Below are 14,913 nucleotides of genomic sequence, written 5' to 3' on the forward strand. Positions count from 1 at the left end.
AAGCCAAAAACATAAAAAAAATGGAATGAGAGGATTGTGCGCCGGAAGGTATAAAGCTTAAATTTTAAGTATGTAAAAACCGTTTCCAATACCCGGCCGGGTCGTTATGCGGGATGCGGGAATCTTCGAATCCAAAACCAATCCAACAACAGGGGGTAGGTTCTATTGAGTAAAAGAATCAAATTTGTAAGCGCTATCCTACTAGCTGTAAGTTTAACGGCAAGCTTGCTTACCGGATGCACTTCCGAGACGAACTCCTCAAGCCCGAGTTCAAATCCAGGAGAAACGCCGGGAGCAAACTCCAATCCGATCGAAATCTCCTGGGGCATTCACTTTGCCGCAGATGGAGTTGTCAATGACTCGGAGGTTCAGAAGTGGCTGGAGCAGAAGTTTAATGTAAAGATCAAACCCGTGAAGGTAACGGACGCCAGTATCGCTTCCGGGGATATACCAGACATATTCATGCTCGGTGATCCTTCTAATGTAATCGCTTACCAAAATCAGGGCGTGTTAATGAGCATTGATCAGAACATGTTGAAGGAGAAAATGCCGGAGTATTACGCGGATATTGAGAAAAAGAAAGAGCTTTTCCAGACTGTTACCGTTAATAACGAGCTGTGGGCTATCCCGATGTTTATCGATTTGAAGCCTTACGATCTGGGGATGTTGTGGCGTAAGGACTGGCTGGATCAGGTCGGCATTCAGAAAGTCCCAGAGACGTTGGATGAATTCGAGGCAGCCGTTTATGCCTTTGCACAAAAGGATCCGGACGGTAACGGTGTGAAGGATACGTACGGGTTGACAGGAACGGCTACGTCCACGTGGTCATCCGGGTTCTATTCCATCTTCGGTGCATTCGGTGTGGAGCCGACCATGTGGATGGAGAGGGATGGTCAGATTGTAAATGGATCGATCATGCCGGAGACCAAGGAAGCCTTGGCGAAGCTGCGCAAATGGTATGAGGATGGGGTCATCGATCCGGAATTTATTACAGATACACAGGATTCATATCGTAAGAAACTGTACAACAACCGGATCGGAGTCATTGAAGAGCAGATCAGCAAAGGCGCATTGCCGGAATCGGCAACAGTCAAGGAAATGCTGGCCTTGAATCCGGATGCCAAGATGGCATTTTCCAAAAATCCGAAGGGACCTGGCGGTGACGGCTCCTGGGATTGGGGAATCAAGAGCAATTTCCTGGTTATCGGCAGCAAAGTCAAGGATCAGCCCGAGAAGCTTGAGAAGCTGTTCGAAATTCTACAGGCACAGAGCAATGATGAAGAGACCATCAATATGACCAGCCTTGGTGTGAAGGGGGAGCAATGGGATTTTGCTGAAAGCGGTGCTACCTCAGGGGCGACGACATTCCTGCCTGGATTCGATAAGCAGGAGCAGCGTGATCAACTGGGAATCCGTCTATTCTCTTTTGGTAACATTACCACTCAGGCTTATCGGGACAAATATTCCGATCCGAAGCTGAATGAGGCGGTCAAAACGTATTCATCGGCTCCAAGATGGACCGATGCGCTGCTATTCTCTGTGCTGCCTTCGGACGGAAAATACAAACAGGAATTGACGTCACTCATGCAAAAATATTTCGCACAAATCATCAGCGGCGAAATTCCTCTGACTGATTTTGATACCTTCGTGACGGAATGGAAGGCAAAAGGCGGCGATGAATTAACGAAGGAAGCCAATGAGATGTACCAAGCTCAATTCAAAAAATAACCTTGACTTGGCTAAGCCACCCGTGAGGGCTTAATCATCTCTTGCGGGAGGGCTGGCGGTTCGGTTTAACAAGGAAGTGCGCCATGAAAACGATAAAAAAACACGGAGAGCTGCTTCTACTATTTCTATTCGCCTTTGCATTCTTCGTCGTATTTAAATACGGCCCTTTATATGGAGTCGTCATTGCCTTCAAGGATTTTCGGGTCGTCGACGGGATATGGGGAAGTCCGTGGGTCGGATTCCGCCATTTTCAGGAAATATTTCAGAATGGGGATTTTTATCGATTACTTAAAAATACCCTGCTCCTGAATTTGTATCAGATGATCTTTGCTTTTCCCGCACCAATCATACTGGCGATTTTGCTTAACGAGGTGAGGTCAAGGTATTTCCAGCGGTTTATCCAGACGACCATGTACTTGCCTCATTTCGTATCGTGGGTCGTCATGTCCGGGCTGATTATTTATTTTCTCTCTCCAACGTCCGGCGTTGTAGGGGAAATTGTGAAATGGTTTGGAGGGGAACCTGTCTTTTATATGGGAAAGAAGGAATATTTCCGTCCGATTGTGGTCATTTCTTCAATCCTCAAGGATATCGGCTGGGGCTCGATTATCTACTTTGCTGCTTTGGCGGCGATCAACCCGGAGCTGCATGAATCGGCCGTCATTGACGGAGCCAATCGGTGGCAGCGCATCATTCGAATTAATATCCCATCCATTATGCCCACGGTCGCTATTATGTTCATTCTGAGTCTTGGTGGTTTCTTAAGCGCAAACTTTGAACAAATCATCAATCTGTTAAACCCGGTCAATTATGAAACGGGTGATGTCATCGATACTTATGTCTACCGGGTAGGTCTGCAGCAGTTCCAGTACAGCTACACGGCGGCCATAGGCTTGTTTAAATCGTTGGTGGGGCTCCTGCTGATTCTGGGGGCTAATCTGACCGTGCGAAAATTGAGCCGCGGGGAGAGCGGTCTATGGTAAAGGCAGGAGGAAGACAGTCATGAAAATAAAAAGATGGCAAGAGCTCATTGCACCCGCCATGATCTACCTTATATTGTCCATCCTGGCACTCATCGTTGTGTACCCGTTCATTCATGTCCTGTCCGTCTCCTTCAGTGGTAGGGGAGAAGCACTTCGAAGCGGATTTCATTTTTATCCTCGGGATTTCGAGTGGGAAGCATACCGCGGGCTGCTGGACTATCCATTAATCTGGTCAGGATATGCGAATACGCTGTTTCGGATGGTCGTAGGGACGGCCTTAACACTTCTCGTTACCATCTGCGCAGCTTATCCGCTCTCCCGTCCCGATCTGCCCATGAAACGGCTGCTGATCATGCTGCTGTTGTTCACGATGATCTTCGATGGCGGAATTGTCCCGCAATATCTATTAATCAAAGAACTGCATCTGCTTAACACGCACTGGGTCTATGTGCTGCCATCCGCTGCCAATGCTTTTCATGTGCTTGTAATGATCTCGTTTTTCCGTTCCGTTCCAGATGCGCTGATCGAAGCAGCTCGTATCGACGGGGCAAGGGACTTGCGAATTCTGTTCCGCATCCTGCTCCCGCTGTCCATTCCGTCTCTTGTGACGATCGGGCTTTGGAATTTGGTTTACCACATTAATGCGTTTATGGATAACCTGCTTTACGTCACCGATTCATCCAAATTCGTGCTGCAGCAGGTTGTCCGCCAGATCCTCATCGAGAGCAAACTTGACCCGTTTACTACGGCGACACTTGCAACACCGCCTGCTCCGGAGAGTTTGAAAATGGCGGCTGTCATTGTCAGCTCCCTGCCGGTGATTGTCATGTATCCTTTCCTGCTTCGATATTTCGAAAAAGGAACCATGATTGGATCTGTAAAAGGGTAGTGATCATGTGCATTTTATCTGATTGATCTTATAAGGGAGGTATTTCCGAAGATGATGAGGAGACGGATCATTATTGCATTAATCTTGGTCTTGTTGGTGGGGTGTCTGCCGGTTACGGGAGTGAATGCGGAAGATGCGGTGAACCCTGGTGCTGTCTTTTATATTTCAAATGATGGTGATGATTCGAATCCGGGAACGGAAGCGGCTCCATTCCATACACTTGAGAAGGCCAGGGATGCAATCCGGCAATTGAAGAAGGGTTCAGGGCTGCCTGAAGGCGGTGTGACGGTCTATTTAAGGGGCGGCACCTATAATCGAAGCGAAAGTTTTCTGCTGGAGGAGCAGGACTCCGGTACGGAGAATAAGCGGATAACTTACAAAGCTTATCCCGGAGAAAGCGTGCGGTTAAACGGCGGTCTGGAACTTCAGAAAAGCTGGTTTTCTCCGGTAACGGACACGAATGTCCTGGACCGAATCATCAGTGCGGATGCCAGAACGAAGGTTCTGCAGGCAGACCTGAAAGCGCAAGGCATTACCGATTACGGTGTAATGAGCCGGCATGGTTATTACAAAGCCAATGACGTCAGTCAGGTTCCGCCGATGGAGCTGTATGTCGAAGGTCAAGGCATGACCCTTGCCCGCTGGCCAAACAATGGAACGGTCCAGATGGGCACCATCACCGATCCCGGACCTACCCGTAGTGACCCGGATTTGCAGACACGCGGCGGAACCTTTACCTACAATTACGAAAGACCGGATCTATGGGAAGAGGCGGATGACATCTGGTTGGATGGTATATTCGGTTACAGCTGGGAATGGTCGTACAACCAAGTGGCATCCATCGATACAAGCAACAAGACGATTACCTTGGCATACGGAGAGATGAGCGGTCTGTTTACCAACTGGTACCCGGACTTCCATTTTGCCCAAAACTTGCTTGAGGAGATCGATATGCCTGGTGAATATTACATCGACCGGAAGCAAGGCAAACTCTACTTCATGCCTACGGCTGCCTTTGAAAGTGATCATCCTGAGATCATGGTTACGATGCTTAAAACACCGATGATTAACGCGAATAATCTTTCGCATGTGACCTTTGAGGACCTGATCCTGGAGAATGGCCGGGACTCCGCAGCAGTCATTATGGGCGGGGACAGCGTCCGATTGGAGCACTGCGAGATACGGAATTTCTCCAATGGGGGCGTTTTGATTAATACGCAGAGCCGCTGGTTGTATAACGACTTTGCCAAAGTGGACGGAGTCAATCATGCGGTGAGCAGCTCCCATATTCATCACATCGGAGGGACCGGGGTGATTCTGAATGGTGGAGATAAGAAGACGCTTGAGCCAGGAAACAATGTCGTGGAGAACAGCCATATCCATGATTTTGCTTACTACCATAAAGCCTATAATCCGAGCATCTTCCTGACTGGTGCGGGGAACAAGGTTTCACACAACGAAATTCATGACGCTCCCCATCCGGGAATGCTGATCTTCGGCAATGACCATCTCGTGGAATACAACAATATTTATGACGTCTGCAAAACCTTCTCGGACCTCGGCGCCATTTATATGAATCTGGGCGAGTCGCCTCAGGAACGGGGATCGGTAATCCGCAGGAATTATTTCCACAATATCGGGGAAGGCAAGGCAGGGGTTCAAGGGGTATATCCCGATAATTTTACCATGGGCATTACCATTGAAGAGAACATATTTAACGGCATGGGTAACGATGCCATCCTCAATAACGGCGGTGCCCATATCAAGACCCGAAACAATCTTTTTATTGATGCCAAAGTACCGTATGAATATTCGGACATGTATCTAGGCGATCAACCGGATCAGCAAATATCCAAAAACTATATGCCCAAATGGAAAGCGTTGTTTGAAAAGAACAATAATTTCGAAGGCACGCCGCATATGGAGAAATACCCGGAACTGGCGGATTTCTTCACGGAGAACCGGTATTTTCCGGATACCAACACGTTTCAGAACAATGTGATCTATAACCCGACGAGGAAATTAAGCGGCACGAATAATCAGGGAGCAAATGACAAACGAAACCTGCTCCAGTATGCGAACAACTGGATTACGGATCATGATCCTGGCTTCGTTAATCTGGCAAATGGGGATTTGAATTTGAAGGCGGATGCGGAAGTGTTCCAAAAGATTCCTGGCTTCCCGGCCATCCCTTTCAGCGAGATAGGAATCCAGGGGAAAGCCGGTCCGTATCTGGCTCCGGATCACATTGCTGTGGATCGAATCCAATTGTATGACGAGAGCGTAACCATCGGTATCGGGAAGTCATACGCTCTGTATTCCGCAGTCATTCCCTGGAACGCAACGAACCCCGCTATTCAATACACGTCGAGCGACCCATCGATTGTGAAGGTGGATCCAAGCGGCAAGTTGAAGGGGGTTAGTATAGGGAACGCAACGATTACAGCCGTTTCTGCTGACAACCCGGCCTTAAAGGATGAGGTTCAGGTTACGGTTGAAGTTGGGGATGGCATTATCGATTATACCGATTTCGAAAACGGGAGAAACAGCTGGCCGACAGACCCGAACCGGAGCATTGTCGAGGTGGAAGGCGGCAACCATATGTATAAGCTCGTTAAAGGAGCAACAACGTTAAATGAGAACGAGTTTAACCATTATGAGCTGACTTTTAAGATGAAGACGCCGAAAGTCATCGCAGATGATGCCACATTCTATGTGTTTGACCGTTTGAACTCTGGCGGAAGCGGCGGCAGAATTGGTTACCGGAAGTATGCAAACGGAACATCTGCCTGGCTTTTGTACAATGCGGCCTGGGCAGCAGTGAAGCAGAATACACTGGCTGCACCTGATCTCCAGCCGGATACGGTTTATAACATGAAAGTCATCGTTAAGGGTCCGGAGATCAGTGTTTATGTGGATAACAAATTGAAGCTAAAGGCAAGTGATTCGACATTCAATGCGTCCGGCCATGTTGGGTTCTATGCCGGCGGCTTCAGTGAGCTTCTGTTTGATGACATCAAATTTACCGTTCCAAGCAGGGAAGTATCCGGTTTGCTGCTGGGTGAGAGTCATACCAACATGGTCATAGGAGAACAAAAGCAGCTGCAAGTTCAATTTGATCCGCTTGATGCCGAGAATAAGGAGGTTATCTTTCATACCTCCCAACCGGGAATTGCCGCTGTGGATGAACATGGATTGGTAACTGCTTTGGCGGAAGGCGAGGCTGATATCACTGTAACATCAGTCGCCAACCCGGAAGCTTCAGCATCCGTACGCATTCAGGTATCTGATGTGATGCACTTTACGGATTTTGATTCGGGAGCGAACGGATGGCCGGTGGATCCGAACCGCAGTATCGTAACTGTAGATGGCAATAAAAAGTATAAAATTCTCAAAGGTGCCTCGGCCCTTCATCCGAAGACATATACCGACTATGACCTTACCTTCAAGCTGAAGACGCCGGCGGTCATGCCGGATACGGGAACACTATATGTATATGATCGTTCCGTCTCCAGCACATCCGGGAAAATTGCGTACAAGAAGCTGGCGGATGGCACTTCACAATGGATTCTTTATAATGGAGCATGGACAGCTCTGAAAACGACGAACCTACCTGATGAGGACCTGCAGCCTAATACCGAGTACACCATCCGCATCCGGGTCGAAGGTGCCGACATCCGCGTGTACGTAAACGGGGAACTTCGACTTGAAGGGTCGGATACCAAGCACAATCCATCTGGAACGGTAGGTTTCTATGTAGGCGGGTTCAGCGAAATGTGGTTCGATGACATCACATTTTCCCTGATCGATACCGATCGGACTGCTCCAGAGACCACGGCCGTCATGAGTCCGGCAGAACTGGACGGCATGAATGGATGGTATACACAGCCTGTAACCCTTGCCTTGCATTCTTCTGAAGGCTCTGAATCTGCATCGACAGAATATAGTCTGGATGGAGGGGATACCTGGCTGGCCTATCAGGACTCCCTGACCTTCAGTCAGGATGGCCGTTATACCATTCGATACCGTTCACTGGATTCGTCCGGAAACGCGGAGGAAGCGAAATCGCTGGCGTTTAATCTGGATGCTTCGGCACCCATGATTTCGGTGGTAGAGCCGTTAGCCAAAGAATTTACAAGTGCAGAGTCCCTAAATCTGTCATGGACTGCTGTCGATGAGGTGTCCGGGGTTGATGAATTGAAGAGTACAGCAAGGCTTGATGATCAGCAGATGGAGCTGGGGGCGGCAGTGCCCCTCTATACGCTGCCCCTGGGAGCTCACACCTTCACAGTAACCGCTATAGACGAGGCGGGGAATGAAGAGGAAGCGGTTGTGACCTTCTCCACTTATGCAGACATCAGCTCACTGAAAGCGCTGGTAACCCTCTTTCGGGAGAAGTCCTGGATTGATAATGTAGGGATCGCTAACAGCCTGCTCAAGAAGCTGGATAATGGGAATACGGAAGCATTCCTCCATGAGGTTCAAGCCCAGAGCGGCAAACATATTACGGAGGAAGCAGCAGCCTACCTGCTTCGGGATGGGCAGGCTGTAACAACAGAATAGACCATAGAAAAAAGCCTTTCCGATCATATTCGGAAAGGCTTCTTTCTTATAGCTAACGTTGAAATTGCAGCTCGGGATAGATCCAGGCATAAGCATGATAAAGACCGCTGTTGATATTGATATTGCCCGTGATTGGACGGTAAGGGGCGACAAAACGTTCAAAGTCCGGATTCTTATAGATGTTCCCCATCGCTTCAACCAGATCAAGGGGCCATGTTCCGGCAGAGAGCTGTGCCGGGAAGATCGGATTATCGTCATACGGCCATTCCTTTAGATGCCCGTTTACATAATGAAAGAATTGTTCGACGGCATACTCGAGGCTTTTACCGCCCGGTGAAACCCAGTGGAACAAATCCTCTCCCGTCGTGTCCAGGACGAGCTTGGCGGCAGCCGTTACCGGAGCGAGAGCGAAATAATGATACCACAGGGAATGCTTGCCTCTGGACGCTTCTTCCGGAATGAATCCTTCGATGGAGAGGGAGTGGTCGAGATGTCCTTTGAGTGCGGTAACCTCTTCTGCCAAACGAAGCTTATCATCCATAAAACGATACAGCGCTAGCTGGGCATACAGACTCCAGCTCCACCAGTTGTTGCGGAGGGGGATTCGATCCCACTCCGGCAGACATACCTGGGTCATCCATTGTGTGAAAACACTCTGCTCTTCTTTACTCCAGTCCGCGTATTCTTTAATTTCATTAGCCGCGAGTATGAGTCCTACCCCCAGATAAGCAGATACCAATGGTCCGTCCGCACCTGTAATCTCCCGATTAACTACTGCCCAGCCCATGATGATTTCCTTCGCTTTGCTTGCATAAGCAGCTGTTCCTGTCATCCGGTAGGCCAGTGCAGTCGTATAGGCCGCCTGGGCGTCCTTTTCCATCCGCCGCTTCGCGAGCGTGTGTCCCTCGGTATCCTGGTAAAAGCCAGGAATTTCCCAAGTGGCAATCGCATGACTGTTCGCAGATAGACTCTCGTTTGCTTGATCAAGAAGAACTTCAAGTGCAGTCGGATGTTTTATATGCATAGAACCCACCTCTTTTGAAATGGAATGATACATCAATATCCTTATCGCAGTAGATACGAAAAAGTAAACTTACTTGGGCTCTACATCATCCAGGGTCAGACGATATTGAAGATGCCTCATATATGAACCGCCCGCGTTCCTAAATACCATACCGAATCGGATGTCCTCCCCGGCTCCTTGTACGATGGCGATCAGACGGTTAATACCAGTCCGCAGCTCAATATGCCTCTCTGGATCGGGAACACGGTACCCGTTTATATAAATCTCATATTCGCAGTTTGTGTTGACTTGAAGCTTACCTCGAAGGGTACCATCGATCGGACTACATGAAGGGTCAAAACCATGAACGAAACAGCTCAGGAACCAGCGCTCATCCCCGGGATTCTGTATAAGAAAGGCACCGTCTGAAGAGCTTCGCTCTTTCTTGAGCATCCAGCCGTAGAGCCCCTCGCCCAGATTGTTCAGCGAGAATTCCGGATCCGTATAATAAGTCTTCATTTCCTCGTAATTAATCCACGGCTTGCAAGGCAGTGCCATGACCTTTTCAACGGACCAGTGCGCGTCTCCTTTGGAGCTATAGAGAAGACCGTCGTCTATGGCGACCCCCAGATTGGCCAAAAGTCGGCTATATAAGCGTATGGACTTGGCGGAATCCGGTTCAAGGAGCAGTTGAGATAAAATGATACATCCTTGTTCCTGTTCCGCTTGGAGTACGAAACTCCCAGCAGGACGCTGATGATCCCGGTTTAACTCCACCAATGCCAGCCTGCTGTATTCCGACGTATGCCCGTGCACAAAATAATCTTTCCATGCTGTCCCTTCTACGCTTGCACATAGTACCGCTGCATCGGTCGTATGTAGACTGTAAGAGGCCAAGGGACGATTAACAACTTCTCTGGGCGAGAGAAAAACCTTATCGAAACCGAACAGGTCAACCGGACTTAATCCTTGGACCGCAGGTCTATCGTAATTCGCCTCCAAGTGGTACGTTTCATGCTTCAGGATCGAGACAGGACGCTTTAACAGTGCAGATAGGGCGGCTTCATGACCTGGAGCAGCGGGAAGGACGACGAGTTGACCACCATGCCGAACATATTCATTCAACAGGGAGATGGAATCCCGATCCAACAGGAGGTTTGGCTCAACGACAAGCAGTTGATATGTCGCAAGAAGGCTGCTTGTGATAGTCTCAAGCACGTCGAAGGAAAGGCCAAGGGACCGCAGGAAATGCTCTGCTGCTCCTCCCGGTTCGACCCATGCACCCGTTCGAATCGATATCGTTTCAACGTTTCCTGCATAAGCGAGCATGTTGCGCAGCAAGCAGCAGGCCGCAGGGACGGTATTGAAGTGCTCCATGAGCTGCAATTGACTAGCGATGAAGAAGCTGCTGCCGTCCCGGTATTCCAGAAGGGGTGACCACAGGTCCCCGCCATCTCCAAAATCCCCTGCGCTGCATTCCAGGATCATATTGAAATTGCCCTTGATCGGTTTCTCGAAAGCGGCGTGGATGATAGGAGGGGGACCTTCCTCACGTATCTTTTCATCCCAAAACATCAAATCATCATCGTCCAAGCCCTGAAGGATTGGATGGTCATAGCTGCCCGCGTGGGCTCGGATGAAGTCCTGCCGCGAAATCGTCAATTGACCCAGAGACAGATGGTGCTGTTCCAACAACAGAAGACGGCCGCCCCTCCGTACATAATCTTGGAGCGCCATCTCCAGTTGACCGTCCTCATCCTCGAGTCCGCTGCCTGCAACGACGAGGTGATTAGGTGAAAGTTCACCAAGCTGTTCAAGCCGGATTCGTCTGCATTCCGGGACAAGGCTGCTCAACAAATGGAAGTCTTGGTCCTGACCTATGTAGGCCACAGGTCGGCCTATAGAGACAGGGGTGGTTTTATAATGTGAGGGATACAATTTGTACTGCAAATTTAGCTCATGAACGAGCTTGTCATCGTGAAACATTACAGCATGCACGTGTATAGCGGTTACATCCTTAACAGGCTCAGGCTTCCAGGTTACGGTCACGATCTCATGATCCGCCGGTTCTTGGTCGAATAGGAATAGCTCCTGGTGAAGGAGTCTGCCTTCCTGGCGTACTTTGCATTCAATCCGAGTTTGGCTTGAATGAAAGGTATCGTTATAGACATCAAAGCTTCTGGAAATGGGCTCATCATCGAAGAAGGAACGATTGTATTCTGCCGGTATCATGGTAGCGGGCTTGAAAGAGGCTTCCATGATCGGAAAGGACGGGTTCTTCGTATACAGCGGATATTCCTGCGGAAGAAGGCCGTTGTTCAATGTTAAAGAATACTTTGGAATCACTTTTGGCTTCGGCCCCGGCGTATCTAAAGCGGATGGAGAAAGAACAATATTGCGTTCCGGCATGGCCCGCATGAAATAATGGGCGAAGTTGAAGGTGGAGATTCCGGAAACGCCTTGCCGCCTCGCATATTCCACGAACAGCCGCTCCTTCTCGGCTAGACCTTGGATACATTCATCCGTGTTTCGGTACGCGGCCAAGCCTACGTACATGCTGCTGTTCTGGGGGCAGACATACCACCAGCCGCCATGCTCGCCGAACACGAGAGGTGCTTTGCGATCCCATGCGTCAATTGTGCCGTCTATGTTATAGTGCCTGCTCTCCACCTCCGTGAGTTCTTTGGGGAGGAGACGGTTATCGCCTTCTGCGATGATCGGGCGGGTAGGATCCAACTCGCGAATGAGGTTCATCATGGAAGGCATATGCTGCTTGAATATATCGCGGCCGTCCACCCAGCGCATCTCGTTCTGCAAGCTCCACAGGATGATGGATGGATGATTACGGTCACGCTCTACCAGCCTGCGGACATGGGCTGTGCAGTTCGCGATATAAGCGGGATGATCTGCAGGCATGGATTTGCTCGAACCGTAGATGGCCGTTTCATCCACAATCAGCATGCCCATCTCATCGGCGATATCCAGATAATGGGTCGGATGAGGCGCGGCATGCAGACGAACACAGTTAACTCCGGCCTCCTTGCACATGCCGTACCAGGTGCGTACGTACTCCTGCGTTTGTTGAATGGCACCCTGGAAATGCCAGGAGTCACCGCGCAAGTTCATGGGCGTACCGTTAAGGATAAACCGCGAACCCTCTGTCCAGATCTCACGGAAGCCGAATGGCTGTACCACCCGGTCGATAACCCGTTCACCGTCCAGAAGCGCAAGCTCCAAGCTGTACAAGAAAGGCTGCTCCGGATTCCAGTACTTGGCGTCCTCCCAATCCAGGCGGAACGTGAGCCGTCTTGAATCCCCTTGGCCGCTCACGGCTAACACATCAGCTTCAGCCTGAAGAATGGGGGAGGACGTCAAATCACCGTTCTCGCGCACATGAAGAATAGCCTTGTGGGATGTCTTCAAGGAGGAAGCCAAGGGATGGATTACCGCAGCATCTACTTCCAGCCGATTCTCCCGTACTGACGTACGGATCGTTACATCGGCAAGCGAGATCTCAGGCCGGCTTTCCAGATATACGTCCTGCCATATCCCTCTGGCAATCGAACCAAACCACGAGCCTGCAAGACCCGTGATTTTCTGTTGACCTGAAGGAATCACCACCTTGTCAAAACTGCCGCAGACTACATGAAGTTCATGATCCGTATCCTTTCTGACCAGTTCGGTAATCTCCACGAGAAGAGGCAGGTAACCATCCTCCCACATGGTCACGAGATGATGGTCGAGATACACAGCAGCCTTTTGCATGATCCCGTCCATACGGAGGAAGAACCGTGTCCCTGGTTCTTTCATGGATGGAGGTATCCGGAACGATCGATGAAGAACTCCAGCTTCGGCTTTTGCCCACTCCTTCGGATATTGAAATACATCATAAGGCGCATATTCGTACTCGGGAATGATTCCAAAGTTCTTTCCCGGCAGCCTTTCGTAGGAGCTTCTCCAACTGGAGGGGACTTGAACCTTCTGCTGTTCATAAACCAGCTCTGCAGGAAGCCCGAAGCCAGTGCCCTGCTCATACAAAGGCATGAAATTCCATTCACCGTTTAAGCAATATTCAGTTCGCATGATAGGAATGCTCCTTTCGTTTGACATTCGTTATGCCCGGATAACGAGCGGAATTTCCAGCCAGATCCGGGAGCTGCCTTCGGACAAATCCCAGGGTATGAAGTGAGGCTCCATCGTTCCCGCCCAGTCGGACGGCGTATGGGATGTGGAGAGCTTGCCTGAATAGGACGGCTTCTCGATGGTTGCCGGATCTTCCGAGTAGAAGAACATCAGATTCTCATGCAGCGCAATCATCCCGTACTTATCGCCATCCCCCGGCTTCTCCTCCTGGTATTGGTAATGGTAAAACACATAACTGGCGATTTTATCCGGCTTGAGATGGGCGATTCTGGCATAAGGCCGGGCCGAAGCGTTTTGTCTTGACCATTGCTGCTCGCTGACCGGCTTCTGATAATGGAAAATATCCATCATCGGTGCCCACCTTCTAGCACTGCTCGTTCCGGGCCAGGTTTCCAAAGCGTCTTCGCAGTGAGCGAACAGTTCATGAGGATCCACCGATTGGACCGGACTTTCATAATAAAGAAACAGCTGTGTCCCGAAATGGAACAGACTAAGTTGACGGGCGCCGAGTTCCTGCGTCTGGATTTGGAGTACGGGTAAAGCCTCGCGGAACACTTGCTTCAGGTCCATATTCTCGCGGCACTGCGCACGGAAATGATAGCGGTACATAAGCCACCTCAGTTTCATATCGTTTATCCCCATGTTACTGTAATTTGCTTCAGGATTCCTTGACGATAGTGACCTTCTTTAGCATAATAGCGACATGAATAGAAAAAGCCATTATCTGGACCTGGGGCTGGAAACGGATTTTATTTTTCGCATCGAAAAATGCCCTCTAACTCATGACTTTGATGTCCACCAGCATGACTATTCCGAGCTAGTTGTTATTCTTGGAGGAACCGCAACTCACATTATCGAAGGAAGGGAGTATCCGATCTCTGCCGGGCAGGTGTTCTTCATCCATGGCAATGTGTCCCACGGCTATAAAGACGTGGATCATATTCAGTACGTCAACGTCATGTTTCACCCTGACCAGATGACTCAGCTGCAGGAACTGAAGCTGATGGCGGGCTTCCAGGCATTATTTTATTTCGAGCCGTTCTACCGGAAGGAAATGAACTTCAAAGGGATGCTTACCCTGAATGATGAACAGCTGCGGCAGGTCACCGGTTTACTTGATGTCATTCTGGATGAGTATGAGCAGCGGCCAGAAGGTTACCGAATGCTGATCCGCTCCTATTTTACGGCACTCATGGGGGTGCTCTCCCGCTATTATGTGGCGAACAACGGGTGGCCTCAGAATAAAGCGCTGCGAATCGCCGAGTCCATTACGTACTTGGAGGAACACTTTCAGGAGCCTCTCAATCTGGATATGCTCGCGGAAAGGGCGTATTTGTCCAAAAGGCAGTTTCTTCGCGAGTTCGCAAGGAACTTCCAAACGACGCCCATGGACTATGTGATCCGCCGGAGGCTGGATTATTCCTGTACGCTTCTGCGTAATCCCAACCTGTCCATTCTGCAAGTGGCTCAAGAGAGCGGATTCCGGGACCAGAATTATTACGCCCGCCAATTCAAGAAGATTTACCTGTGTACGCCTACGGAATACCGGGAGAAATACGTCTAAACGTCTTGATAAGAAAACAACAGAAACTGGTAAAAAAAGA

Annotated in this window: 8 protein-coding genes; 5 read left to right on the forward strand and 3 right to left on the reverse strand. The window is 49.8% G+C overall.

Going from position 1 to position 14,913, the window contains the following annotated elements:
- Positions 1-165 precede the first annotated feature (165 nt).
- The 4 genes from MHB82_RS07555 (at position 166) to MHB82_RS07570 (ending at position 8,163) form a co-directional block, all read left to right on the forward strand.
- Positions 166-1,728 (forward strand): extracellular solute-binding protein, encoded by a 1,563-nt coding sequence (locus tag MHB82_RS07555; RefSeq protein ID WP_341174306.1) that lies wholly within the window; start codon positions 166-168, stop codon positions 1,726-1,728.
- 83 nt (positions 1,729-1,811) lie between these two features.
- A complete protein-coding gene (locus tag MHB82_RS07560; protein ID WP_095360474.1) occupies positions 1,812-2,711 on the forward strand; it encodes an ABC transporter permease in 900 nt (299 codons plus the stop codon).
- A 19-nt stretch (positions 2,712-2,730) separates the two neighbouring features.
- Positions 2,731-3,600, forward strand: coding sequence for a carbohydrate ABC transporter permease (locus tag MHB82_RS07565; RefSeq protein WP_095289326.1), 870 nt, complete (start codon positions 2,731-2,733; stop codon positions 3,598-3,600).
- A gap of 51 nt (positions 3,601-3,651) precedes the next feature.
- Positions 3,652-8,163, forward strand: a complete 4,512-nt coding sequence (locus MHB82_RS07570) for an Ig-like domain-containing protein (protein WP_341174307.1) — start codon at positions 3,652-3,654, stop codon at positions 8,161-8,163.
- 52 nt (positions 8,164-8,215) lie between these two features.
- On the opposite strand, the gene MHB82_RS07575 is transcribed toward MHB82_RS07570, so the two are convergent.
- The 3 genes from MHB82_RS07575 to MHB82_RS07585 all read right to left on the reverse strand — a co-directional run bounded on the left by MHB82_RS07575 (position 8,216) and on the right by MHB82_RS07585 (position 13,936).
- Complete coding sequence (locus tag MHB82_RS07575; protein WP_341174308.1) at positions 8,216-9,187, reverse strand: alginate lyase family protein; 972 nt, start codon at positions 9,185-9,187, stop codon at positions 8,216-8,218.
- A 69-nt stretch (positions 9,188-9,256) separates the two neighbouring features.
- Complete coding sequence (locus tag MHB82_RS07580) at positions 9,257-13,249, reverse strand: glycoside hydrolase family 2 protein (protein WP_341174309.1); 3,993 nt, start codon at positions 13,247-13,249, stop codon at positions 9,257-9,259.
- A gap of 30 nt (positions 13,250-13,279) precedes the next feature.
- Positions 13,280-13,936, reverse strand: coding sequence for a hypothetical protein (locus MHB82_RS07585; protein WP_341174310.1), 657 nt, complete (start codon positions 13,934-13,936; stop codon positions 13,280-13,282).
- Positions 13,937-14,012: 76 nt separating this feature from the next.
- On the opposite strand from MHB82_RS07585, the gene MHB82_RS07590 reads away from it, so the two are divergent.
- Positions 14,013-14,873: an AraC family transcriptional regulator gene (locus tag MHB82_RS07590; protein ID WP_341174311.1), complete on the forward strand. Its 861-nt coding sequence runs from the start codon at positions 14,013-14,015 to the stop codon at positions 14,871-14,873.
- Positions 14,874-14,913 lie beyond the last annotated feature (40 nt).

Source organism: Paenibacillus sp. FSL K6-2862, from assembly GCF_038005125.1.
GTDB classification, from domain to species: Bacteria; Bacillota; Bacilli; order Paenibacillales; family Paenibacillaceae; genus Paenibacillus; species Paenibacillus illinoisensis_A.